At 61.3% G+C, this 20570-nt stretch carries 32 protein-coding genes; 17 read left to right on the top strand and 15 right to left on the bottom strand.

Annotated elements, in window-relative coordinates:
- Positions 1-60 precede the first annotated feature (60 nt).
- Complete coding sequence (locus H0194_RS07380; RefSeq protein WP_185175287.1) at positions 61-792, top strand: hypothetical protein; 732 nt, start codon at positions 61-63, stop codon at positions 790-792.
- Here the strand turns inward: H0194_RS07380 and H0194_RS07385 are convergent.
- The 6 genes from H0194_RS07385 to H0194_RS07410 are packed head-to-tail and all read right to left on the bottom strand — an operon-like array spanning position 789 to position 3706.
- Positions 789-1349: an Asp23/Gls24 family envelope stress response protein gene (locus H0194_RS07385; protein ID WP_185175288.1), complete on the bottom strand. Its 561-nt coding sequence runs from the start codon at positions 1347-1349 to the stop codon at positions 789-791. The genes H0194_RS07380 and H0194_RS07385 overlap by 4 nt on opposite strands.
- A 2-nt stretch (positions 1350-1351) precedes the next feature.
- Positions 1352-1912 (bottom strand): DUF6286 domain-containing protein, encoded by a 561-nt coding sequence (locus tag H0194_RS07390; protein ID WP_185175289.1) that lies wholly within the window; start codon positions 1910-1912, stop codon positions 1352-1354.
- A complete protein-coding gene (locus tag H0194_RS07395; RefSeq protein WP_185175290.1) occupies positions 1909-2499 on the bottom strand; it encodes an Asp23/Gls24 family envelope stress response protein in 591 nt (196 codons plus the stop codon). The genes H0194_RS07390 and H0194_RS07395 overlap by 4 nt, the downstream gene beginning before the upstream one ends.
- Positions 2500-2511: 12 nt before the next feature.
- Complete coding sequence (locus H0194_RS07400) at positions 2512-2700, bottom strand: hypothetical protein (RefSeq protein ID WP_185175291.1); 189 nt, start codon at positions 2698-2700, stop codon at positions 2512-2514.
- Positions 2701-2709: 9 nt separating this feature from the next.
- Positions 2710-3081, bottom strand: coding sequence for a hypothetical protein (locus H0194_RS07405; protein WP_185175292.1), 372 nt, complete (start codon positions 3079-3081; stop codon positions 2710-2712).
- 13 nt (positions 3082-3094) lie between these two features.
- A complete protein-coding gene (locus H0194_RS07410) occupies positions 3095-3706 on the bottom strand; it encodes an Asp23/Gls24 family envelope stress response protein (RefSeq protein WP_246388840.1) in 612 nt (203 codons plus the stop codon).
- Positions 3707-4276: 570 nt separating this feature from the next.
- Here H0194_RS07410 and rpsJ point away from each other — a divergent pair.
- From rpsJ to rpsQ, 11 genes are read left to right on the top strand one after another with little or no spacing between them, the layout of a single operon-like run.
- A complete protein-coding gene (gene rpsJ, locus H0194_RS07415; RefSeq protein WP_003848085.1) occupies positions 4277-4582 on the top strand; it encodes a 30S ribosomal protein S10 in 306 nt (101 codons plus the stop codon).
- A 54-nt stretch (positions 4583-4636) separates the two neighbouring features.
- Entirely contained in the window at positions 4637-5293 is a 657-nt protein-coding gene (gene rplC / locus H0194_RS07420) for a 50S ribosomal protein L3 (protein WP_185175294.1), read from the top strand.
- Positions 5290-5961 carry a 50S ribosomal protein L4 gene (gene rplD, locus H0194_RS07425; protein WP_185175295.1) on the top strand — a complete coding sequence of 224 codons (672 nt, stop codon included), beginning with the start codon at positions 5290-5292 and terminating at the stop codon, positions 5959-5961. Before rplC ends, rplD begins: the two co-directional genes overlap by 4 nt.
- A complete protein-coding gene (gene rplW, locus H0194_RS07430) occupies positions 5954-6259 on the top strand; it encodes a 50S ribosomal protein L23 (protein ID WP_185175296.1) in 306 nt (101 codons plus the stop codon). The genes rplD and rplW overlap by 8 nt, the downstream gene beginning before the upstream one ends.
- A gap of 21 nt (positions 6260-6280) precedes the next feature.
- On the top strand, positions 6281-7117 hold the full coding sequence (rplB, locus tag H0194_RS07435) for a 50S ribosomal protein L2 (RefSeq protein WP_185175297.1): 837 nt from the start codon (positions 6281-6283) through the stop codon (positions 7115-7117).
- 16 nt (positions 7118-7133) lie between these two features.
- Positions 7134-7412 carry a 30S ribosomal protein S19 gene (gene rpsS / locus H0194_RS07440; protein ID WP_018023292.1) on the top strand — a complete coding sequence of 93 codons (279 nt, stop codon included), beginning with the start codon at positions 7134-7136 and terminating at the stop codon, positions 7410-7412.
- A 3-nt stretch (positions 7413-7415) separates the two neighbouring features.
- Positions 7416-7778 carry a 50S ribosomal protein L22 gene (gene rplV, locus H0194_RS07445; RefSeq protein WP_185175298.1) on the top strand — a complete coding sequence of 121 codons (363 nt, stop codon included), beginning with the start codon at positions 7416-7418 and terminating at the stop codon, positions 7776-7778.
- Positions 7778-8527, top strand: coding sequence for a 30S ribosomal protein S3 (rpsC, locus tag H0194_RS07450; RefSeq protein ID WP_185175299.1), 750 nt, complete (start codon positions 7778-7780; stop codon positions 8525-8527). The genes rplV and rpsC overlap by 1 nt, the downstream gene beginning before the upstream one ends.
- A 3-nt stretch (positions 8528-8530) precedes the next feature.
- Positions 8531-8947: a 50S ribosomal protein L16 gene (gene rplP / locus H0194_RS07455; RefSeq protein ID WP_185175300.1), complete on the top strand. Its 417-nt coding sequence runs from the start codon at positions 8531-8533 to the stop codon at positions 8945-8947.
- A complete protein-coding gene (gene rpmC / locus H0194_RS07460) occupies positions 8947-9177 on the top strand; it encodes a 50S ribosomal protein L29 (RefSeq protein WP_185175301.1) in 231 nt (76 codons plus the stop codon). The genes rplP and rpmC overlap by 1 nt, the downstream gene beginning before the upstream one ends.
- Before the next feature lie 3 nt (positions 9178-9180).
- The gene (rpsQ, locus tag H0194_RS07465; RefSeq protein WP_185175302.1) at positions 9181-9489 is read left to right on the top strand and encodes a 30S ribosomal protein S17; all 309 of its coding nucleotides are present in this window, start codon (positions 9181-9183) and stop codon (positions 9487-9489) included.
- A gap of 85 nt (positions 9490-9574) precedes the next feature.
- Here the strand turns inward: rpsQ and H0194_RS07470 are convergent, their stop codons facing one another.
- From H0194_RS07470 to H0194_RS07480, 3 genes are all read right to left on the bottom strand, one after another.
- The gene (locus H0194_RS07470; protein ID WP_185175303.1) at positions 9575-9847 is read right to left on the bottom strand and encodes a hypothetical protein; all 273 of its coding nucleotides are present in this window, start codon (positions 9845-9847) and stop codon (positions 9575-9577) included.
- A 42-nt stretch (positions 9848-9889) separates the two neighbouring features.
- The gene (locus H0194_RS07475) at positions 9890-10387 is read right to left on the bottom strand and encodes a hypothetical protein (RefSeq protein ID WP_185175304.1); all 498 of its coding nucleotides are present in this window, start codon (positions 10385-10387) and stop codon (positions 9890-9892) included.
- 176 nt (positions 10388-10563) lie between these two features.
- A complete protein-coding gene (locus tag H0194_RS07480; protein WP_185175305.1) occupies positions 10564-10731 on the bottom strand; it encodes a hypothetical protein in 168 nt (55 codons plus the stop codon).
- Between the two features lie 311 nt (positions 10732-11042).
- Here H0194_RS07480 and rplN point away from each other — a divergent pair, with 311 nt between their 5' ends.
- From rplN to rplE, 3 genes are read left to right on the top strand one after another with little or no spacing between them, the layout of a single operon-like run.
- The gene (gene rplN, locus H0194_RS07485) at positions 11043-11411 is read left to right on the top strand and encodes a 50S ribosomal protein L14 (RefSeq protein WP_185175306.1); all 369 of its coding nucleotides are present in this window, start codon (positions 11043-11045) and stop codon (positions 11409-11411) included.
- The gene (gene rplX / locus H0194_RS07490) at positions 11412-11726 is read left to right on the top strand and encodes a 50S ribosomal protein L24 (protein ID WP_185175307.1); all 315 of its coding nucleotides are present in this window, start codon (positions 11412-11414) and stop codon (positions 11724-11726) included.
- 2 nt (positions 11727-11728) lie between these two features.
- A complete protein-coding gene (gene rplE / locus H0194_RS07495) occupies positions 11729-12298 on the top strand; it encodes a 50S ribosomal protein L5 (RefSeq protein WP_185175308.1) in 570 nt (189 codons plus the stop codon).
- A 171-nt stretch (positions 12299-12469) separates the two neighbouring features.
- Here rplE and H0194_RS07500 read toward each other — a convergent pair whose 3' ends face one another.
- Both H0194_RS07500 and H0194_RS07505 read right to left on the bottom strand, forming a co-directional pair.
- Positions 12470-13807, bottom strand: coding sequence for an NtaA/DmoA family FMN-dependent monooxygenase (locus tag H0194_RS07500; protein ID WP_185175309.1), 1338 nt, complete (start codon positions 13805-13807; stop codon positions 12470-12472).
- Between the two features lie 11 nt (positions 13808-13818).
- A complete protein-coding gene (locus tag H0194_RS07505; protein ID WP_185175310.1) occupies positions 13819-14313 on the bottom strand; it encodes a flavin reductase family protein in 495 nt (164 codons plus the stop codon).
- An 87-nt stretch (positions 14314-14400) separates the two neighbouring features.
- Between H0194_RS07505 and H0194_RS07510 the strand changes: the two genes are divergently transcribed.
- The gene (locus tag H0194_RS07510) at positions 14401-14970 is read left to right on the top strand and encodes a TetR/AcrR family transcriptional regulator (protein WP_185175311.1); all 570 of its coding nucleotides are present in this window, start codon (positions 14401-14403) and stop codon (positions 14968-14970) included.
- Positions 14971-15064: 94 nt separating this feature from the next.
- Here H0194_RS07510 and H0194_RS07515 read toward each other — a convergent pair whose 3' ends face one another.
- The 3 genes from H0194_RS07515 to H0194_RS07525 all read right to left on the bottom strand — a co-directional run bounded on the left by H0194_RS07515 (position 15065) and on the right by H0194_RS07525 (position 18433).
- Positions 15065-15943, bottom strand: a complete 879-nt coding sequence (locus H0194_RS07515; protein WP_185175312.1) for a hypothetical protein — start codon at positions 15941-15943, stop codon at positions 15065-15067.
- A gap of 188 nt (positions 15944-16131) precedes the next feature.
- Entirely contained in the window at positions 16132-17292 is a 1161-nt protein-coding gene (locus H0194_RS07520; RefSeq protein WP_185175313.1) for a sortase family protein, read from the bottom strand.
- A 220-nt stretch (positions 17293-17512) separates the two neighbouring features.
- Positions 17513-18433: a hypothetical protein gene (locus tag H0194_RS07525; RefSeq protein WP_185175314.1), complete on the bottom strand. Its 921-nt coding sequence runs from the start codon at positions 18431-18433 to the stop codon at positions 17513-17515.
- 424 nt (positions 18434-18857) lie between these two features.
- On the opposite strand from H0194_RS07525, the gene H0194_RS07530 reads away from it, so the two are divergent.
- Positions 18858-19649: a formate/nitrite transporter family protein gene (locus tag H0194_RS07530; protein ID WP_185175315.1), complete on the top strand. Its 792-nt coding sequence runs from the start codon at positions 18858-18860 to the stop codon at positions 19647-19649.
- 6 nt (positions 19650-19655) lie between these two features.
- Here H0194_RS07530 and fdhD read toward each other — a convergent pair whose 3' ends face one another.
- The gene (fdhD, locus tag H0194_RS07535; protein WP_185175316.1) at positions 19656-20492 is read right to left on the bottom strand and encodes a formate dehydrogenase accessory sulfurtransferase FdhD; all 837 of its coding nucleotides are present in this window, start codon (positions 20490-20492) and stop codon (positions 19656-19658) included.
- Between the last annotated feature and the right edge of the window lie 78 nt (positions 20493-20570).

Genomic DNA, 20570 nt, shown 5'->3' on the forward strand with positions numbered 1-20570 from the left:
GGGCCGAGGGTCGTTCCTGCTTCGCGCAGGGACGGCCCTTTCGCTATTGTTAGACAAGTTATGCATGAACCCGCCGCCAATGACCCGACACGTATCCCGAGGCTTCTCGACGCCCTGCGCTCGGTGTGGGAGGGGCAGCCGGACCTCACCTTCGGCAACCTCATGGGCATGGTGGGCAATCATGGTGTGTCGTGGGGGACGACCGATGGGGAGGTCGAAGATATCCTCTTCGCCATCCGCGCTGTGCGCCCGGATTCCGTGCCGCTGTTGGAGGGGCGCGCTGAAGGTTTGTGGCGTATCGCGGTAGGGCAGCGGCGCATTGTCCTTGCGGCGGACTACGTCGTCGTGCAGGGCGCCGACGCCCGTGATCAGCCGGTCGTGTGGCCTTATTCTCGGCTGCGCCCCATCGGGCCGGCGCGGCCGCTGGTGATCGTGGACTCCGAGGGCTTCGAGCACCGTCTCGGCGTTGCAGATAGCGTCGTCGCTCTTGACGCCTCTTCGGCCCCGCGGTGGGATGGACTGCGCCACTCGCGCTCTGTGCCCGGCGACCACGTCCTAGTCGTCGCGCTAGAAGATGACACCACCGTGGTCGTTGGCCGCACATTGCGTCGTTATGAGCGCGGCCGCCGCGAACTTCACAGCAGCGAGGATAAGTGGGAACTCCTCACCAACGTCGACGTCGGTAAGCCCTTTCGCGCACAGTTAAGCAGTGGCGCCGAGATTGAGTTGGCACCCGTGCGCGCCATGTGGCTCGCGGACGCCCCGGAGGCAGAGGTGAAGCTACCGAATTAGAGCTTCTTCACCGGTGAGCATTCCACCTTGTACAGCGTCTCGAGGCGCACGCCATCGAGTGCGGCACGGAGATCGCGCTCGGTCTCTTCAAGCAGGCGGAGCACAACATTAAAACCATAAGCCGGATTGGCTTCCACCCGGAAGGTCCACAGGTCGGTGCCCCGCTCAGTGGCGATGCGGGAGGTGACCTTATCCACCGCCGGGTGTTCGGTGAGGGATTCCCCGATAGCGGATGCCAACGCCGGGAGGTTGATAGAGACCTTGCCCCGGCTATCCGACGCCGCGAGTTCCACTTTGCCGATCTTGCGTTGCCGCAGGTTAGCGGAAATCATTAGCACGCCGGCAACAAACAGCGCCAAAGCTCCTGCCACCGCCGCGTACTTGTACCAACCGGCGGTGGTGAGTGTCGCCCACCAGTTGCGGTCGATACGCTCAGCCAACCACAGCGCAGGGCGGACGTGCCACAGGGTCAATAACGGCCACGCCCCGAGCGCGATGAGCAGTATGCCCAACAGCCCGCACAACAGGCGGTTAAACGCCGAGAGTTTCTTGGTCATCGTCAGGCCTCCTCTCCGCTGTACACTTCGCCCATTTCCTCGGTGGCGGCTTCCACGGTCACCGATACCTTCGGCGGGGAGGGCAGCACGCTGAGCGCGGTGGTGATTGCGGAGTGGACACGCGCCTGCAGCCCAGCGTCCTCGGAGTCACCGTTGACAACGACGTGTGCGTGCTTGGAGGTCACTGTCGCTCGAGCCGCTGCGACACCAGGGGTGCGCTGGGCGGTGGCGGAACATACGCGGGCGATGTCCACGGGGCGCGTCCAGGCAGAGATAGTGCTAGAGGTCAGTGCGCGGTGGGTGCGTCGCCGCGGCTTCAGCGCGGCAAAGACCCCGACGCCCCCCACAGCGATGGAGATGATCGCCAAGGGGATGCCCCAGGCGGGTAGTTCTGTGCTCGCCATGGCATCTGCGAGTGGCTGGATCCAGGAACCCCAGGGGGAGTCGGTCCAAGCGATCCAAGCCTCGCGGGCCAACACGATGGAAAACGCCAGGGCGAGTATGCCTAGGAGGATTACCAGAATGCGCACTGACGCCAGGGCACGTGGGGCGGGAGCACTCACGAGGCGTCACCTCCTGGGGCGAAAAGTCGCGTGACAGTGATTGGGCGTAGCGGCTGTGGAGGTAGCGTTGTAATCTCCTTCAACGCAGCGGCAGGCCGTACCGTCACCGGACGCAGCGGCCCTGGCTGCGGTACAGCGGGGCGAGCGAGGGCGTGCTGCTGGCGTACCTGCGGAGACCAAGCATTGAGCTCGCGGTAGCGCGGCCGCGCCGCGTAAAACGCGGGGCGGCGTAGGTCTGTGCTGTGTACTCGACGCCCAGGGCGCGCCTGTCCAATCTCCACGTTGATGCGCGACGTCTCAAAACCCGCGTAAACCGCGAGGGCGTCGGCGATCGCCTGCCGGACGGTGGCGGCTACGTGCGTCGTGGGGCTGGGCCAGCTGACTGCAAGGAAGGCGTCCACGGAAGCTAAACAGTGGGTGTTATCCACCTGGACGTGAAAGCGCGGGAACGAACGCCCAGCGATACCTCCCAGCTTGGCTTCGGTCTCCACGGTGCCGGGCACGCTACGCACCGCTGTCGCAGCCAGCTTTTCGATGACCTTGGGCTCGATAATCGTGTCCCCGAGTGACGTTGTTGACTCTGCCATGGTTGTCACGTCCTAGGCCTTGCCCTTGCCGATGAAGTTATTCCACAGCTCCATCAGGTTGACGCGGCCGTCAAAATGAGCGCCGATCAGCCCGCCGACGGTGGCCAGGACCAATGCCAAAATGATCGCCGGGCTGCCCAGCATGATGGCAATCGCCACTGCGAGGCCGATGAGGACTCCGAGAATCGTGTAGTTAAACATGAGGGCTAATCACCGTAAACCTTCCAAGCTATCGCCGAAGCTGCCGGTGGCAGCGGCGAATCGAACGTCAATGTGCGGGGAGTTGAACCCGGCCGAGTGGAGAATCTCCCGAGCGGTGGCCTGGATGGCAGTTCCCAATTCGGGCAGGGACACCACGGTGGAAACGTCAACGACAGGATAGATCTCTACACGAAACTCGTCCGATAACGGTGTGCGTAGGCCCGGGACCTTCCCGCCGGGGAGGAGGAGAGCCAACTCGCCGTAGTCGCCGCTGTACATGCCCGCAACGCCGTGCAGACTGCACACGGCGTCGGAAAGCTTCTGTGCCACAGCCAGGTCAAGGGCCGGCGGCGAACTGGGGCGTGGGGAGTAATCGGCCACGGTTAACGCCCGCCTAAGACTGTGGGGGGTGGGATTGCGGAGCTCCGGTCTGCGGAGTCGTGGGGGCTGCCGCGGAGGACACCGGCGGTGCCGCCGGAGCGGCCGGGGTGCCCGCGGCGTCGGAGTCCTCGCTGACCTCGTTCGGGAGCTTCACATCGTGCACAGTCACATCCACGCGCTCTACGACGAGGCCGGTCATGCGCTCCACGCCGGTGATGATGTTGCGGCGGATCGCCTCCGCTAATTCGTGAATGGCCACGCCGTACTCCGCGATAATGGCCACGCCTACGGTGGCCACGCCGTTATGGATGGCCACGGACACGCCCTGGCGCACGTCGGTATTGGCGCCGAAGGACTCGCGCAAGTTGCTCAGAACCCGCGCGCTGCCCGCGCCCAGGCTGGCCACGCCAGATACCTCACGCGCAGCGATGCCCGCGATTTTGGACACTACGGCGTCCTCAATCACCGTGGTGCCGGACTGGGTATGAAGGTTGGAGTTTGCCGCGGCGTCAGCTCCATAAGCCGTGGCAAGTGCATCATTCCCGGGGTTTGTGGTGCCGACACCCGGAGTCGTGGTACCGGGATCAAACTGATCGGTGGTGTGCTCATTCTCGGGGGAGTTCATGACATCGAGCATAACTGCAAAAAGAGCAGTTTGATTTATGGCGCCACGGCATGGTTCAATACAGGGGTTGCTTTAACACAACGCTTGTAAACACGCGGGCTCAAGGCCTCAGGGTTAGGAAGCGTTGCTGGTGAGGCGAACATGACACCTTTGTTTGGCGGCTTCCGTCGTCATGGAAGGTCTTTCAATCGGGCTAGGTCCGCGAGAACGAGGTTCGTAAGTTCCACGTTGTCGTCATGGTAAGTGACATCCCGAGCGAAATGGACTGGAGAAGGGCATGGCAAATAAACAGCGGCAGTATATGTAAGGTGGCGCCACGTGTAATGCGTGACAACCGTCCTCCTTCCTACATTTCTTGGCGTCGGGTCTTGTACCCCGTCTGGGAAACACTGGATGCACGTTTGTTTGTCTCACGTGCCCGGAACCCAGGTCAGTCATGGCAGTCAAGTCAACTGGCGTTGCGCCCGTGCCCATTCAATGGTTCGGACAACGTTATAGAGAAAATCGAGAAGCTATATTCCCACCGCTTCACAACACGTGAATGTGGGACATGCGAGGAAGAGGATAAGCGTGGCGGGACAAAAGATCCGCATTCGGCTGAAGGCCTACGACCACGAGGCAATCGACGCTTCTGCAAAGAAGATCGTTGAGACCGTGACCCGTACGGGTGCTCGTGTTGTTGGTCCTGTGCCGTTGCCTACCGAGAAGAACGTATACGCCGTTATTCGTTCTCCGCACAAGTACAAGGATTCTCGCGAGCACTTCGAGATGCGCACTCACAAGCGTCTGATCGACATTCTCGACCCAACTCCGAAGACCGTTGACGCGCTCATGCGCATCGATCTTCCGGCAAGCGTCGACGTGAATATCCAGTAAGTGCCCTTAAATCAAGGGCACCAATACTATTAAAAGTTTGGTGGAGAACAAACAATGAGTGAAAACGAGATCAAGGGCATTCTGGGCAAAAAGCTCGGCATGACCCAGGTCTTCGACGAGGAGAACCGCGTAGTACCGGTCACCGTCGTCGAGGCTGGGCCGTGTGTCGTGACCCAGATCCGCACCAAGGAAACCGATGGCTACAACGCCATCCAGATCGCTTACGGCGAGATTGATCCCCGTAAGGCCAACAAGCCACAGGCCGGCCACTTCAAGAAGGCTGGCGTGACCCCGCGTCGCTACGTGGCTGAAATCCGCATGGACGACACCTCCGCATACGAGGTCGGCCAGGACGTCACCGTCGACGTCTTCGAGGGCATCACCTTCGTCGACGTCACCGGCACCACCAAGGGCCACGGCTACGCCGGCGCAATGAAGCGCCACGGCTTCGCTGGCCAGGGTGCTGCACACGGTAACCAGGCTGCACACCGTCGCGTCGGTGGTATTGGTGGCGCTGCCACCCCAGGCCGCGTCTTCAAGGGTAAGCGCATGGCTGGCCGCATGGGCCAGGACCGCGTTACCACCCAGAACCTGAAGATTCAGAAGATCGATGCCGAGTCCAACCTGCTGCTCATCAAGGGTGCTATCCCGGGTGCGCGCGGCGGCCTCGTCACCGTTAAGACCGCAGTGAAGGGCGGTGCACACGCATGAGCAACCTCAAGCTAGACGTCCAGACCGCTGACGGTAAGACCAACGGCTCTGTGGAGCTGCCTGCTGAGATTTTCGACCGTGAGGCATCTGTTGCACTGATGCACCAGGTCGTTACCGCACAGCTGGCTTCTGCCCGCCAGGGCACCCACGCCACCAAGACCCGCGGCATGGTCGCGGGCGGTGGCCGTAAGCCGTTCCGTCAGAAGGGCACCGGTCGCGCCCGTCAGGGCTCGATCCGCGCGCCTCACTACACCGGCGGTGGCACCGTTCACGGTCCGCAGCCGCGTGACTACGCGCAGCGTACTCCTAAGAAGATGATCAAGGCTGCTCTGTTCGGCGCACTCACCAACCGTGCCCGCGCATCCCGCATCCACGTCATCGAGGAACTCGTTCCGGGGCAGAAGCCTTCCACCAAGTCCGCAAAGGCGTTCCTTGAGCGTCTGACCGACAACAAGTCGGTTCTGCTGGTCATTGGTCGCGAAGATCTGAACGCTCGCCGTAGCGCCAACAACCTGCCTAACGTCCACATCCTGGACGCAGGCCAGCTGAACACCTACGACGTCCTGAACGCTGACGACGTTGTGTTCTCTGCTGAGGCACTGCACACCTTCGTCAACCGCGTCGCCGGCGAGAACACCGCCGACGTCAAGGAGGAGAACAATGGCTAAGATTGCCAACCCGCGCGATATCATCATCGCTCCGGTCGTCTCCGAGAAGTCCTATGGCCTCATGGAGCAGAACGTCTACACGTTCTTCGTAGCCAAGGACTCCAACAAGACCCAGATTAAAGATGCCATCGAGCAGATCTTCGGCGTGAAGGTTTCTTCCGTGAACACCGTCAACCGCGAGGGCAAGCGTAAGCGCACCCGCACCGGCTTCGGTAAGCGTAAGGACACCAAGCGCGCGTATGTGACGCTCCGCGAGGGCAGCGACTCCATCGACATCTTCGGCGGCGCAACCGCCTAAGGTGACAGAAAAGGACACATTATGGCTATTCGTAAGTACAAGCCGACAACTCCGGGTCGCCGCGCATCCTCTGTTTCCGAGTTCGACGAGCTGACTCGTTCGACTCCGGAAAAGAGCCTGCTGCGCCCGCTTCACAAGACCGGTGGCCGTAACGTACACGGTCACATCACCACCCGTCACAAGGGTGGCGGACACAAGCGCCGTTACCGCGTCATCGACTTCCGTCGTAATGACAAGGACGGCATCCCCGCGAAGGTCGCTCACATCGAGTACGACCCGAACCGTACCGCTAATATCGCGCTGCTTCACTACGTGGACGGCGAGAAGCGCTACATCCTGGCTCCGAAGTCCCTCAAGCAGGGGATGATGCTGGAGGCCGGTCCGAATGCTGACATCAAGGTAGGCAACAACCTGCCGCTGCGCAACATCCCAACCGGTACCACCATCCACGCTGTCGAACTCAAGCCGGGCGCAGGCGCTAAGCTTGCTCGTTCCGCTGGTGCTTCCATCCAGCTGCTTGGTAAGGAAGGCAAGTACGCAATCCTGCGTATGCCGTCCTCCGAGATCCGCCGCGTAGACATTCGCTGCCGTGCAACGGTCGGCGAAGTCGGCAACGCTGAGCAGATGAACATCCGCTGGGGTAAGGCCGGTCGTATGCGCTGGAAGGGCGTCCGCCCGACCGTCCGTGGTGTCGTTATGAACCCGGTCGATCACCCACACGGTGGTGGTGAAGGTAAGACCTCCGGTGGTCGTCACCCGGTGTCCCCATGGGGCCAGAAGGAAGGCCGTACCCGCAACCCGAACCGTTACTCCAACAACATGATCGTGCGCCGTCGTCGTGCGAACAAGAAGCGCTAAGAGGAGGTAAGACGCTATGCCACGCAGCCTGAAGAAAGGCCCGTTCGTTGATGAGCACCTCCTCAACAAGGTAGATGCACAGAACGAAAAGGGCACCAAGCAGGTCATCAAGACCTGGTCTCGCCGTTCGACCATTCTGCCGGACTTCATTGGCCACACTTTCGCCGTTCACGACGGTCGTAAGCACGTGCCGGTGTTCATCGACGATTCGATGGTCGGCCACAAGCTGGGCGAGTTCGCTCCAACCAAGACCTTCAAGGGTCACGTTAAAGAAGACAAGAAGGGACGTCGATAAGCGATGAGTGACACTATCACTTCCGCATCGGCCACTGCCCGATACGTTCGCGTCACCCCGATGAAGGCACGCCGAGTCATTGACCTGGTCCGCGGCAAGTCCGTGGCCGAGGCACTGGCCATCCTGAAGTACGCTCCGCAGGGCGCTTCCAAGCCAGTGGCTAAGGTTGTTGCTTCCGCAGCAGCTAACGCTGAAAACAACTTCGGCCTGGATCCGAAGACCCTGGTCATCTCCGAGGCTTACGCCAACGAGGGGCCGACCATGCGTCGTTTCCAGCCACGCGCTCAGGGCCGTGCTTTCATGATCCGCAAGCGCACCAGCCACATCACCGTGGTTGTTGAGAGCCAGAAGGAAGGTGCCAAGTAATGGGCCAGAAAATCCATCCTCACGGCCTACGTCTGGGTATCACTTCCGACTGGAAGACCCACTGGTTTGCCGATAAGGACTACGCAAACTACGTAGCCGAAGACATCAAGATCCGCGAATACCTGTCCAAGGGCCTCGACCGCGCCGGCATCGCCGACGTCGTTATCGAGCGCACCCGCGACCGCGTCCGCGTGGACATTCACACCGCCCGCCCGGGCATCGTGATTGGCCGCCGCGGTGCTGAGGCTGACCGCATCCGCCGCGAGCTCGAGAAGCTCACCGGCAAGATGGTCGCCCTCAACATCCTCGAGGTCAAGCAGGTTGACGCTAACGCAACCCTCGTTGCTCAGTCCATCGCTGAGCAGCTGGTTAACCGCGTGGCTTTCCGCCGCGCAATGCGCAAGGCTATCCAGGGCGCTATGCGCCAGCCGCAGGTGAAGGGCATCAAGGTCATTTGCTCTGGCCGCCTGGGCGGCGCAGAAATGTCCCGCACCGAGCGCTACCACGAGGGCCGCGTTCCGCTGCACACCCTTCGCGCCGAGATCGACTACGGCGTTGCCGAGGCCCACACCACCTTCGGACGCATTGGCGTCAAGGTGTGGATCTACAAGGGCGACGTTGTAGGCGGCCGTCGTGAGTCCGAAATCAACGCTCCGGCAGCAGGTCGTGGTGGCCGCGGTGACCGCAATGGTCGTCCGCGCCGCGGTGGCCAGCGTCGCCAGCGCGCACAGCAGAAGCAGGAGGGTTAATCCATGCTGATTCCTAAGCGCGTTAAGTACCGTCGCCAGCACCGCCCATCCCGTAAGGGCATGTCCAAGGGCGGCAACCGCATCAACTTCGGTGACTACGCAATCCAGGCTCTCGAGCCTGCTTACATCACCAACCGTCAGATTGAGTCCGCTCGTATTGCCATCAACCGCCACGTCAAGCGTGGTGGCAAGGTGTGGATCAACATCTTCCCGGACCGTCCCCTGACCCAGAAGCCGCTCGGCGTGCGTATGGGTTCCGGTAAGGGCCCAGTGGAGAAGTGGGTGGCTAATGTTAAGCCAGGCCGTGTTCTCTTCGAAATGTCCTACCCGAACGAGGCTGTGGCTGTCGAGGCTCTGCGCCGCGCAGGCCAGAAGTTGCCTTGCAAGGTCCGCATCATCAAGAAGGAGGACCAGTTCTAATGGCTTCCGGTACCCCCGCCCATGAGTTCCGCGAGCTGGATAACGCTGAGCTGAACAAGCGCCTGGCTGACGCCAAGGAAGAGCTGTTCAACCTGCGCTTCCAGCTGGCCACCGGTCAGTTGACCAACAACCGCCGCATCTCCACGGTCAAGCGCGACATTGCTCGCATCTACACCGTGCTGCGCGAGCGCGAGCTTGGTCTGTCCGTTGCTCCAGGAGCTGAGGCTTAAACAATGAGTGAGGCAAACGTGACTGAAACCCAGAAAGCACCGACTCCTAAGCAGGAGAAGGAAAAGGGCGCTCGCAAGGTTCGCACCGGCATCGTCGTCTCGGACAAGATGTCCAAGACCATCGTTGTCGAGCTTGAGGACCGCAAGCAGCACGCCCTGTACGGCAAGATCATGCGCTCCAACTCCAAGGTGAAGGCGCACGACGAGGAAGAGATTGCAGGTGTCGGCGACCGCGTACGCATCGCTGAGACCCGCCCGCTGTCCAAGGACAAGCACTTCCGTCTCGTTGAGATCGTAGAGAAGGCTAAGTAATCATTTAGCCCCTCAACAGTCAAGGGCCGCTTCCGCTGGAACATTCCAGGGATGCGGCCCTTGTTGTCGTTTTCTCTCGTTAAATCTAGTACACCCCCTTGCAACCGCGAGTGTCACTGAAGGTGCACTGCGGTAGGCCGATGAGTGAGGAGCCCAGCGAAGAAAGCATGGGTGCAAAGGAGGCTGGGCCAGCGAGTCCAGGGATCCGCATCAGGGATCCGAAGACGACGTTGTTGAGCTCGCGGGAGGAGGTGGCCAGTGCGCCGTCTGCGGGAAGGGAGGTCTGCGTGCCGGCGGTGACAGGGGCAAGGGCGGAAGACGCGATGGCTGTCACGGCGAGTAGTCGTAGGCGCTTCATGGGGTTCTCCTTGGGCAGCGGGTTTTGGCTGTTGCGAGTCCTTTAGCGGGTACGCAGCGGCGCCTGGAACACAGCAAGCACACCCGCGAGGCCCGCGAGCTCGATGCCGCTGCGGATAGCCAGTGCATTGACCATCTCCTGGGCGGGTAGCTCGGCATCAAACTGCCCCGTAGCCGTTCCATAACCCACGCCAACCAAGAAAGCCAGACCGGCGAACAGACCCAGGAGCCGCAGTGTGATATTGCCACCCTCCGCCAAAGCGGCACCAATGAAGCGAGCGCCCATGCACGTCAGCAGGAAGAAGACGTAGATGTTGAGCACCTGCTCCGCAAGCGGCCAGGTGTAGAACTCCGGCAGCATGAGGTACGGGTCCGCCTGCGGTCCCCACATCAAGTGCCAGAAGACCGGTGCCATGACTGCGGTGATGATGGACACGCGGCGCAGCGCCGCCGCGTTCCGGGCCAAGTATGCTTCAGTGTTCGGCATGGCGGTGGGGACGAACTGCGGGGCAATGTAGGGCTGCTGGGCGTACATGGTCATGGTCTCTCCTTGAAAGTAAGTGTATTGCGCTCTTGTCACTTACTCTGATGCCCAGCATCCGCGCTTTGTTCCCGTGCGTTGCTGCGTCGAAAAGCGATAAAAATGAACAGCCGCCAGGAGCGCGAGGACCTTGCTAAGGACTCCGCATTCCTGGCGGGTTTGCTGTCGGCGCGACTTTATTCGAAATTCACTCCTTGGCGTTCAAGGAAGGTAGCGAGAGCTTCGGCGTAGTCGAAGCCCGCGGCGAAGGGGGCCCAGTACCTGGAGCCCTCGCAGGCGGCCTTGTGATCGGGGTTTGTGGTCAGGCCGCAGGCAAACGACTTAGACAGAGAGGAGCGCTGCACGATTTCAAAGTGCAGTCGAGAGTCGGAGGGGGGACAGGCCCTCGAAATGAGAAGAGGCTAGAGGAGCAGGTGTTGGGCCGAGTGTGTTGGCCCAGGGATTTGGCGGATTACGCCTGCATATGGTTGAATATCGGGGTTGCCGTTGTAGGTCGGTAAGTGCGGTGCGTTCCGAACCAATCTTGCCGAGACCCTTCGACCGCGGCGCGTGCGCTGCAGGTTCGTCGACAAGCAATGGCGAATGTAAGACAAAGACCACGCGTGTCAGGGACGGAAATCTTGGCGCGCCCAATCCAGGTCAGGAGACCAAAGAAGTGATTCAGCAAGAATCTCGTCTGCGGGTTGCCGATAACTCCGGTGCACGTGAAATCCTGTGCATCCGACCACTCGGCGGTTCCGTACGACGCTCTGCAGGCATTGGTGACATCATCGTCGCCTCTGTCAAGGAAGCTGTTCCAGGCGGCAACGTCAAGGAAGGCGAAATCATCAAGGCTGTTATCGTTCGCGCGAAGAAGAGCACCCGTCGTCCAGACGGCTCTTACATCTCCTTCGACGAGAACGCTGCCGTCATCATCAAGAACGACAACGAGCCACGTGGTACCCGTATCTTCGGCCCAGTTGCTCGTGAGCTGCGCGAAAAGGGCTTCATGAAGATCGTTTCCCTCGCGCCGGAGGTGATTTAATTGAAGATCCATAAGGGCGACATGGTCGTTGTTATTTCGGGCCCGGACAAGGGCGCGAAGGGCAAGGTCATCGAGGCATACCCGAAGCGTGAGAAGGTCCTCGTTGAGGGCGTTAACCGCATCAAGAAGCACGTAGCAAACTCCGCTAATGAGCGCGGCGCAGAGTCCGGCGGCATTGTGACCCAGGAAGCTCCGATCCACGTTTCTAACGTTGCGATCGTTGACTCCGAGGGCAACCCAACCCGCGTGGGCTACCGATTCGACGAGAACGGCAAGAAAGTCCGTATCGCGCGTAGCAACGGGAAGGACATCTAACAATGGCCGAGAATTACACCCCTCGTCTGAAGACTCGCTACCGCGAGGAAATCAAGACCAAGCTGAACGAAGAGTTTTCCTACGACAACGTGATGCAGATTCCTGGCGTCACCAAGATCGTCGTGAACATGGGCGTAGGCGACGCTGCTCGCGACTCCAAGCTCATCAATGGCGCACTCGAGGATCTGACCAGCATTACCGGTCAGAAGCCGCAGATTCGCCGTGCGCGCAAGTCCATCGCGAACTTCAAGCTTCGTGAGGGCATGCCGATCGGCGCCCGCGTGACCCTGCGCGGCGACCGCATGTGGGAGTTCCTGGACCGCCTGCTGACCATCGCGCTGCCACGTATTCGTGACTTCCGCGGTCTGTCTGATCAGCAGTTCGACGGCCACGGCAACTACACCTTCGGCCTGTCCGAGCAGTCCATGTTCTACGAGATTGACATCGACAAGATGGATCGTCCTCGTGGTATGGACATCACCGTGGTGACCACCGCGACCAACGACGAAGAAGGCCGCGCTCTGCTGCGCGAGCTCGGCTTCCCGTTCAAGGACAAGAACTCCCAGAACTAGTTTCTAGGCGTCCTGCACCAAGGCCCCGCACCGTCATTGACGGCACGGGGCCTTTGGCGATCTGTGGTGGTTGTTATGACAAAGGTCGGAACCCAAAGTTCGGATAAGGTCCTTCGGGGCAGTGCAATCCGGTCTTTGGATCCCGACCGTTGGATAGGGGGCGTATCGGAGCTAGCGGCGGAGGATTCGCTTATCGACGCCCTGCTGATCGCGGATCCCAAGATTGCCGCGGAGGGTGTTGGACTCGTGGTCCTCGTGGAAGAGGCCGCGCTGCTGCAGGATGGGCACCACTTCGTCCACAAAGGCGACCAGATCGAGCTCGACGAGGTCGGGCATGATCCAGAAGCCGTCGGCGCCGCCTTCCTCGAACCACTTCTGCATGTGGTCGGCCACATCGGTCGCGGTGCCTTGTACTGCGGGGTGGTAGTCCACTACCGAGTGGTTAATGACGTCACGCAGCGTCCACCCCTCCTGGGCCACGGCGATGGCGGTTCCCTGGCGTGGGTCGCGAGCACCGGCGTATGTGGCGCGTTCGATGATGTCTGCAGGGATCGGCTTGTCCAAGTCTTCGGGTCCGAAGTTCGTGCCGAACATCATGCTGAGGTAGCGGATCTGCTGGCGCAGCTTGGGCTCCATAAAGAACCCGTGTCGGTCAAGCGCCGTGCGCTTGTCCTTGGCGATCGTGGGCATGACGCCGGCAATGAACTTCACGTCGTCTGCCTCGCGGCCAGCCTCCACTGCCGCCTTGCGGAGGGCTTCGCGCTGGTACCTGGCTTCCTCGAGGGTGAACACTTCGGTCACATAGACGTCGGCGAAGCGGCCCGCAAAGGCGATGCTATTCGGGGAGCCGCCGGAGTGGAACATGACCGGTTGGCCCTGCTCCGATGGCGGGAGGGGGAGTGCGCCGGCTGCCTCGAGGTACTGGCCCTTAAGGCTGTGGCGCTTGATCTTGGAGTAGTCGGCAAAAGTCTCCTTGCCGTCCGCGCCGGCGTAGACGTCTTCGCCCCAAGAATCCCAGAAGCTTTGCACGATCTGGACGAATTCGCTGGCGTGTCCGTAGCGTTCCTCGCTAGACGGCATCGATGTGCCGAAGAGTGCCGCGGCCTGTGGATCAGAGCCAGTCACCGCGTTCCACGCGGTGCGGCCGTGAGTGAGCAGGTCGAGGGCCTTGAACTGGCGAGCGACATGAAACGGCTCATGCCACTGGGTATGCGCCGTGGCCGCGAAACCGACGTTCTTGGTGTGCTGCGCCATGGCAGCGATAGCGAGGATCGGCTCGGGTGGGTTCTGTGGGGCCTCGGCATTAGTGCGTGGAATTCCGCCCGGGAAGTCCCCGAGGAAGAGGAATTGGAACTTGCCCTTTTCCGCGAGTTGGGCGCTCTGTTGTAGGCCCTCAACATCGGGGAAGCGGCCCATCTTCGAGGCGGGGTGCTTCCAAGCGGTCGCTTGAGCGCTGGCGGACGCGAAGGAGGCGAGGCCGAGGAGCATGTGTTTGTCAGAATTGGTCATTGGTCTACCTTCTAGATTGCGAGTGGGGCCATGGTGCTGTCGTAAAAGACCAGGGGAGTGGCATCGGGGCGCCGCTCATGGGAGAGGACGCGCCAGAGGGTTAAGTGGTGGTCTCCGGCTTCGATGACCTCTTCAAGCTCGACTTCGAGCTTGGCGGCGGCGCCGGGGATGAAGAGCGCAGAGCCGCCGCGGCCCTCGACATCGATGTCGTCGAAGCGCTCCGCGGTGGGGCGCCGTAGTAGGGCGGCGGTTTCCTCGTTGTCCTCACTCAGGATGCTGATGCCCGCCTTCTTTACGGTGCGCAGCCGAGGCCAGGAGGTGGAGCTGAGATCAAAGCTGATGGAGACGAGCGGCGGATCCAGGGAGATGGTGGCGAAGGAATTGGTAAGAAGCCCCACGGGGGCGTCGTCAAGCGTTCCTGCAGTAAGCGCGACGCCCGTGGGAACGGCGGCGAAGGTGTGTCGCAAGGAACGAGGATCTAGTGACTGTGTAGTGGCGGTGTTCATGTCATCCGTCCTTTAAGTGGAGGGTTATTCCGTTTGCGTATGTTAATATACGGAGGAAGTCTCCGAATTTCAACGTGGAGGAAGAACATGGCCACCGCACCCAGCCGGAAGAAAGTGCGTTCCGACGCCCAGCGCAACCGCGAGAAGATTATCTCCGTCGCCGCGGAGATGTTCGAGGAGCGCGGGTTGAACGTGTCCATGGACGCCATTGCCAAGGCGGCCGGAGTGGGGGCGGGCACACTGTATCGCCATTTCTCCAATCGGGATGCGCTCATTTCCGAGGTGATGGAGGTGCAGAACTACTGTCTGCCGAGCCTCGATGGCGCAGTGAACCAGGCTGATAGTTACTACGAAGCACTGCGGGTGTGGATTGATGCCCTGTTTGGCTGGTTCCGCACCTATGACGACCTGGCTGAGCCGCTCTTGGAGGCGAGTTCCGGTGACTACCAATCCCCATTGGGAATGAAGTGTCAGAATGCCATAGCCACCATGGACATCTTGGTCAGGGGCGCGCAGAAGGAAGGCAAGGTCCGTGAGGGGGTGACCGGCGAGACGCTGTACCGTGCCGCGCTCGGTATCGCCTGGTCCACGCAGTGTATGGACGATCCAAAGGAAGTGTTCACCTTGCTCGAACGTGGATGGCTCGTGGCGGAGTAGGGTACACAGAAAAATAGAAACGCCGCCTCCTAGCCAAGACCCCGAAGTTGCGGGATTCAGTCTTGGTGGGGGCAGCGTGCTTGAGTGCTAGGGCTTAAGCGAAGAAGCGGCGGCGAGCAACGAAAGCCAGCGCGCCAACCATTGCGGCGACAGCCAGGGCAGCCAGGCCGCGTGCTACGGAGTTGGAGCCGGTCTGTGCGAGCATGCCGCGGTCGCCAGCAGCGTCGCCGCCAACCAGGCCGACATCGGTGCCAGCCGGAACGCCAGTGGCGTCGGTGCCGTTGGCCTCAGCAGCCTGTTTGGCAACCTCGTCGGCGTTGTTTTCCAGCATGGTCTTGGACGCAGCCTTCTCTTCGGCGGTCGGCTCAGCGTTGACGCGGTTCTTGTCCTTGACGTAGGTCTTGCCGTCCTTGTTCAGGTACCAGTAGATGATGGTGCCAGCGACCGGGATAGCTATCAGGGCAGGCAGGATGGCTCCCATGTTCGGACCCGGGGCCACGCAATCAGCATCGCCGGACTCGCGCAGAGCCTCGTCGTCAGCGCGCAGAGCCTCGAACTCCTCGGCGCTGTAGGTCAGTTCCTGGCCATTGGTGCCCTTGTACAGCCAGGTGCCGTCCTCCTGCTTGGTGGCAACGTTGCCCTCGCAGGTGGTGTAGGCCTCTGCGTCCTTGGAGGAACCCAGGGAAGAGCCGTTGTCCTCGGTCTCTGCCTCGGAGGTTGGGGCGCTGGACTCGGACTCGGCCGGAGCCTCGGACTCGGCCGGTGCCTCGGATTCGGCCGGAGCCTCGGACTCGGCTGGAGCCTCTGGTGCAGGGGACTCAGCCGGGGCCGGGGACTCCGGTGCCTCTGGTGCGGGCAGCTCGGCGGAAGCGCCGGGGTCGGCGCTAAGCTCCTGTGCGGTGGCCGGGGCTACGCCGAGAAACAGGGCGGTGGAAACTGCGGTGGCGGTCAGGGTGGTGCCAAAACGCTTCATGGATTGTTCTCCTTTGAGAGGGGGAATTTTCGACAGTGCCGACGGGTTCATCCAATGCGCCCCATTGGCAACATAAGTCACAGTAACATCATTTGTCACAAACGTCACGCGAATATAGATATTTTCCTGCCGGAAGCCTGAGTGTTGGTGGCCAAGGGATGAAAAATGGCAGGTGAAGAGCGATTTCCTCACCTGCTAGGAATCTTCTTAGAAATCGAGTGCGCTGCCTTTGTGTCGCTATTGTGGGGGCTTGCTCCGGGTAGGGGGCCTCTACCACCTCGGCGGGGTCTGCGGGGCGGCAGGTGGGTATCGTCATCGCCAGCCGGCTGGGCGGGGGCTTGGCTGACCTCAGCGGCCGCCTTATCGCCACCAGCACCGGCACCCACCTCGACACCACTGGGGTCCACGACGCCCTCGTATTGCCAGCCCACGACGGCGTTGCGCACCGACGCCGCTAGGGGGTTGGCTGGTTGCACGCAGCTGATCGTGAGTAGTCGCCCCGGCATCGGACCCGTACCCCAGATCTCCTCAGAGTCGGGGAGTCCTGCCTTTTCCGGGGCATGGAGGTCCGTGGCTCGATAGACAATCCAAGAGCTGCCGGAGTTCTCCGTGCGCACGTACAGCAGATCGTCCTTTTTAATGAGGTGTTTGTCAGCGCCACCGTCGTAGAGATCGTTAAACACGGCAGGGACGCCACCACCGGTGTGCCCAGCGATAACCGTAATATCCTCGGAGTTGGTTCCCGGCAACGTGTACGGCTTGCTTTCCGAGGTGAAAGTGCACGCCTCTTTCATCGTTCCGGGATCGATGGCGCCGTCCTTAACCCGGCAAGGCTGATCCTCAAATTCCGCCACTAAGTCAATGGCGGGGATATACATTGAAACTGCTTTGCTGGGCGGGATGACGTGATCGGGTGACGAGTCGATCGGCTGGGCGGCCAGGCCGTTGGGCGCTGGTTCCACCGGGGCAACACGATAGGCGTCGACAATCTTGTAGATTCCCCAGGCTGCGATCACTGCGATGACGCACATCAACACGATGACTGCTGGGCGCATGTGGGGGCGTCGCAAAGCCTGTGAAGGTGCCTTCGGCATTGCTTGCCGACGCCGCGAGTGAGCGGCGGGGCGGGGTGCCGTCCGCAGGGAGTTGGGATCGGTGCGCTCCAACCGCGGTGGTGTACGGCGCTGGTAGTTGCCGGAACGGGCGTGGCGCTCGTGCGGCGGCGTCGAGGAGGGGCGTGGGGCGCGTAGTGCCGGGCGGTCGCGCTCAAGTTGGATTCGCCGAGGGATGCGAGGTAGGCGCACGGAATCAAGGTCAGTGCGACGACGCGGCGGTTGCTGTGGCGACACAGTTGACCTCCCCAGGGTTGGCGAAAGAAAGTAGATAGATCTTAACCCGCGGTGCGAAGGATATTTATGAAGCTGGCCGGGGTAGGGAATGAATAAGGGGTGAAAGTCCCACAAAGCCCACGGCGCCCTCCTGAGTCATGCTCAGAAAAGCGCCGTGGATTATCTGCAAACTGTTTCGCGGTTCGTCCCGAAAGGAGCGGGAGATTACATTGCTCTGAAGTTAGAGGGCGAAGCGGCGGCGGGCAACGAAGGCAACCGCGCCGAGCAGGGAAGCTAGGGCCAGGGCAGCGAGGCCGCGAGCCACGGTGTTGGAGCCGGTCTCTGCGGCGATGCCGCGGGAGTCAGCGTTCACGTCGCCAGCCTCTGCCTCAGCCTGGGCCTTAACCTTGCCCTCGTTGTTCTTCAGCATCTCGTCGGAGGCCTTCTTCTCTTCCTTGGTGGGCTTGGAAGAGATGCGAGCCTCGTCGGTGACGTAGGTGGAGCCATCCTGGTTGAGGTACCACATCACGCCGCCGATGAGTAGTGCAGCCGGGAGGGCAATGCCCAGAGCAAGCTCCGGAGAAACGGAGGAGCCGGATGGGGCTTCGCCCTCGGTGCCCTCGGTGCCCTCGGTGTCCTCGGAGTCCTTGGAAGATCCAGCGAACAGGTCAGAGGAACCAGCGGTAGAGCCGCTCTCACCGTCGGTCTCGCCATCAGCGTCGCCATCGGTGGTGGCAGCGCCAGAGTTGGAGCTGGAGGACAGGCCCGCTACGAGCTCGTCCAGGGAGGAACCGCCGGTGACGTCGCCCTCGCCGGTGCCGTCGGTGTTCTCGCCGTCCTTCTTGGAGGACAGGCCAGCGAAGGAACCTTCGCCTGCGGCGTCGCCGTCGGTCTCACCGGTGGAATCGTCCTTCTTAGAAGACAGGCCGGCCATAGAGCCGGAGCCCTCGCCCTCAGCGACGCCCTCGGTCTCGCCGGAGCCCTTGCCCGCAATGGAAGAGGTAGCCTCCAGGCCGCCCTCCTCGGAAGAGCCAACCGCGGTGCGGCTGGAGTTAGTCTCATAGTCAAAACCGGCTTCCTGTGCGGATGCTGCCGGGGCCAGGCCGATGCTCATGGCGCCGGTGACGGCCAGTGCGGTGATGGACTTGCCAAAACGCTTCATGTTTTCTCCTAAAGTCGCAAAGTGATGATTTCCATGCCGGTATACGTCCCGCGAACCTGACGCCCTCCAGCAACAGTGGTCACACTAACACCTGCATTCACAGAAACCTCAACCTTCACTTCAGGCTTAAGAAATTTTCTTTGAGGTCGCTGTGTGTCGGGTGAATGCGACTGGGCTTTTGGGGCTGCGAACTGGGTCTTTGGTGCACAGTGGGATGCTGGAGTGCAGCCAACTGCCCTCGTATGGGGGTAATTTTCTCCGTTGTTCCGGCGTGTCGCACGTTCCGGTGGGTTCGTGGGCATGGCGGCGCTTGGGGTGGTCACTACATTGTGTGCGAGACTGCAGGACCTATAGGATAAAAATTTGCACGAGATACTGTGAGCTAATTAGCAGTACATATCCTCTCTTGAAAGGGACTTCTCACATGGCATTGAATGACATTGCTGCGGGTGCAGTGGCGAAGAAGGTCGGCCTGCTCGACTCTTCCTTCGCGCGCTTTGCCACCCGTTCCACGCTCGCGGGCGTTTACCTCACCATGGGCACCGCGTTTGCGGGCGTCGTCGGTCACGCGGTGGGTCAGTACGCCCCGGCGCTGGGCGGCATCGTATTCGCCCTGCTTTTCGGCTTGGGGCTGTTTTGTATCGTCGTTCTTGGCGCGGACCTGGCCACCGGCAACATGATGTACATGGTCTACGGCGCGATGCAGGGAAAGGTGAGCTGGGGCAAGGGCTTCTGGCTCATGTTCGTCACCACGTTCTTCAACCTGGTGGGTGTGGCACTGTTCGCTGCGATTATGGGAATGTCCGCCAAGCTCGGTGGGATGGAGCCAACTCACCTTCTGGCTACGCTCACCGAGGGGAAGCTCACCAAGACGCCGGTGGGTATGTTCTTTGAAGCTATCGCCGCCAACTTCGTGGTCAACATGGCCATCCTGGCGGGCGCCTTCGCCAAGGATTTCGCCGGCAAGTTCATGGCCATCATTATGATCATTGCCGCCTTTGTGGGCCTCGGCTTGGAGCACGTCATCGCAAACTTCTGCTTGGTGCTGCTCACCGCCTTCTCCTCTGATCCGCTGCCTGCCGCGCTGACCGTGGGCAATGTCCTGCTCAACTGGACCATCGTCTGGGTGGGCAACGTGATCGGCGGCGGCTTCCTCATCGGCGGCATTTACGCCTGGCTGAACTCCGGTGAAAACTCGGAGATGTACCGCGATTAATCGCGGCTAACGCGACAGCTCGCCGGAGTAGATATTGAAACGGTTATCGCGCGCGAAGCCCACGAGGCCAAGCCCTGCCTCGCGTGCGAGATCGATGGCGAGCGAGGAGGGTGCAGACACTGCGACGAGCGCGGAGAACCCGGCCATGACGGCCTTTTGAACGAGCTCAAACGATGCCCGTGAACTCATCACAAGGAAGTGGTGGTTCGCGGGCAATTGTCCTTCTAGGAGCATGTGGCCGATGACTTTGTCTGCGGCGTTGTGGCGGCCGATGTCCTCGCGGATGACGAGGGGGTTGCCCTGCGCATCAAAGGCGCCCGCCGCATGGATGCCCCCGGTCTTGCGGAACTGCTTCTGCTGTTCCCGCAGGGCGTCGGGAAGCTTGGAAATGACGGCGGGGTCCAACGGCATGGGCGCGATGGGGTAGCGGGAGTTCTTAAACACCGAGTCGATGGAGGTGGAGCCGCACACGCCGCATGCCGACGTGGTGGTGGTCAGGCGCAAATCCTTCAGCGACAGCACGCGTTCCGGTGCGGCAAACTCAACGTCGAGGAGATTGTAGGTGTTATGGCCGTCGTCACCCGTGGCGCCAGCGCAGTAGCGCGCGTTAGCGACGTCGCGTGCCAGGCTGATGTGGCCTTCGCCGTGCAAGAAACCATGCGCCAATTCGATGTCGTGACCGGGGGTGCGCATCGTTGTGGTGATGGTCTGCCCGCCCACGCGGATCTCCAGCGGTTCTTCGGCTGTGACCGTGTCCGCGCGGGTATCCACCTGCGTAACACCGCCGTCGTCGTCCAAACGCACGCGGGTTACGGAATAAGTCTGATTGATTCGTCCAGCCATGGTGAATAAAGGATACCGTTTCGCAATTGGGATTAATGTCCGGGGAGCCTGCAGGAAGTACCCCGGGATCGTACTAAA

This window comes from Corynebacterium incognita, assembly GCF_014217255.1.
In the GTDB taxonomy this organism is placed as follows: Bacteria; Actinomycetota; Actinomycetes; order Mycobacteriales; family Mycobacteriaceae; genus Corynebacterium; species Corynebacterium incognitum.

What these genes read in the sequence shown, in the direction of transcription:
- H0194_RS07380 (WP_185175287.1), top strand. Translation starts at nt 61, where the DNA reads ATGCATGAACCCGCCGCCAATGACCCGACACGTATCCCGAGGCTTCTC.
- H0194_RS07385 (WP_185175288.1), bottom strand. Translation starts at nt 1,349, where the DNA reads ATGACCAAGAAACTCTCGGCGTTTAACCGCCTGTTGTGCGGGCTGTTG.
- H0194_RS07395 (WP_185175290.1), bottom strand. Translation starts at nt 2,499, where the DNA reads ATGGCAGAGTCAACAACGTCACTCGGGGACACGATTATCGAGCCCAAG.
- H0194_RS07400 (WP_185175291.1), bottom strand. Translation starts at nt 2,700, where the DNA reads ATGTTTAACTACACGATTCTCGGAGTCCTCATCGGCCTCGCAGTGGCG.
- H0194_RS07410 (WP_246388840.1), bottom strand. Translation starts at nt 3,706, where the DNA reads ATGAACTCCCCCGAGAATGAGCACACCACCGATCAGTTTGATCCCGGT.
- rplC (WP_185175294.1), top strand. Translation starts at nt 4,637, where the DNA reads ATGAGTGAAAACGAGATCAAGGGCATTCTGGGCAAAAAGCTCGGCATG.
- rplD (WP_185175295.1), top strand. Translation starts at nt 5,290, where the DNA reads ATGAGCAACCTCAAGCTAGACGTCCAGACCGCTGACGGTAAGACCAAC.
- rplW (WP_185175296.1), top strand. Translation starts at nt 5,954, where the DNA reads ATGGCTAAGATTGCCAACCCGCGCGATATCATCATCGCTCCGGTCGTC.
- rplB (WP_185175297.1), top strand. Translation starts at nt 6,281, where the DNA reads ATGGCTATTCGTAAGTACAAGCCGACAACTCCGGGTCGCCGCGCATCC.
- rpsS (WP_018023292.1), top strand. Translation starts at nt 7,134, where the DNA reads ATGCCACGCAGCCTGAAGAAAGGCCCGTTCGTTGATGAGCACCTCCTC.
- rplV (WP_185175298.1), top strand. Translation starts at nt 7,416, where the DNA reads ATGAGTGACACTATCACTTCCGCATCGGCCACTGCCCGATACGTTCGC.
- rpsC (WP_185175299.1), top strand. Translation starts at nt 7,778, where the DNA reads ATGGGCCAGAAAATCCATCCTCACGGCCTACGTCTGGGTATCACTTCC.
- rplP (WP_185175300.1), top strand. Translation starts at nt 8,531, where the DNA reads ATGCTGATTCCTAAGCGCGTTAAGTACCGTCGCCAGCACCGCCCATCC.
- rpmC (WP_185175301.1), top strand. Translation starts at nt 8,947, where the DNA reads ATGGCTTCCGGTACCCCCGCCCATGAGTTCCGCGAGCTGGATAACGCT.
- rpsQ (WP_185175302.1), top strand. Translation starts at nt 9,181, where the DNA reads ATGAGTGAGGCAAACGTGACTGAAACCCAGAAAGCACCGACTCCTAAG.
- H0194_RS07470 (WP_185175303.1), bottom strand. Translation starts at nt 9,847, where the DNA reads ATGAAGCGCCTACGACTACTCGCCGTGACAGCCATCGCGTCTTCCGCC.
- H0194_RS07475 (WP_185175304.1), bottom strand. Translation starts at nt 10,387, where the DNA reads ATGACCATGTACGCCCAGCAGCCCTACATTGCCCCGCAGTTCGTCCCC.
- rplE (WP_185175308.1), top strand. Translation starts at nt 11,729, where the DNA reads ATGGCCGAGAATTACACCCCTCGTCTGAAGACTCGCTACCGCGAGGAA.
- H0194_RS07500 (WP_185175309.1), bottom strand. Translation starts at nt 13,807, where the DNA reads ATGACCAATTCTGACAAACACATGCTCCTCGGCCTCGCCTCCTTCGCG.
- H0194_RS07505 (WP_185175310.1), bottom strand. Translation starts at nt 14,313, where the DNA reads ATGAACACCGCCACTACACAGTCACTAGATCCTCGTTCCTTGCGACAC.
- H0194_RS07510 (WP_185175311.1), top strand. Translation starts at nt 14,401, where the DNA reads ATGGCCACCGCACCCAGCCGGAAGAAAGTGCGTTCCGACGCCCAGCGC.
- H0194_RS07515 (WP_185175312.1), bottom strand. Translation starts at nt 15,943, where the DNA reads ATGAAGCGTTTTGGCACCACCCTGACCGCCACCGCAGTTTCCACCGCC.
- H0194_RS07525 (WP_185175314.1), bottom strand. Translation starts at nt 18,433, where the DNA reads ATGAAGCGTTTTGGCAAGTCCATCACCGCACTGGCCGTCACCGGCGCC.
- H0194_RS07530 (WP_185175315.1), top strand. Translation starts at nt 18,858, where the DNA reads ATGGCATTGAATGACATTGCTGCGGGTGCAGTGGCGAAGAAGGTCGGC.
- fdhD (WP_185175316.1), bottom strand. Translation starts at nt 20,492, where the DNA reads ATGGCTGGACGAATCAATCAGACTTATTCCGTAACCCGCGTGCGTTTG.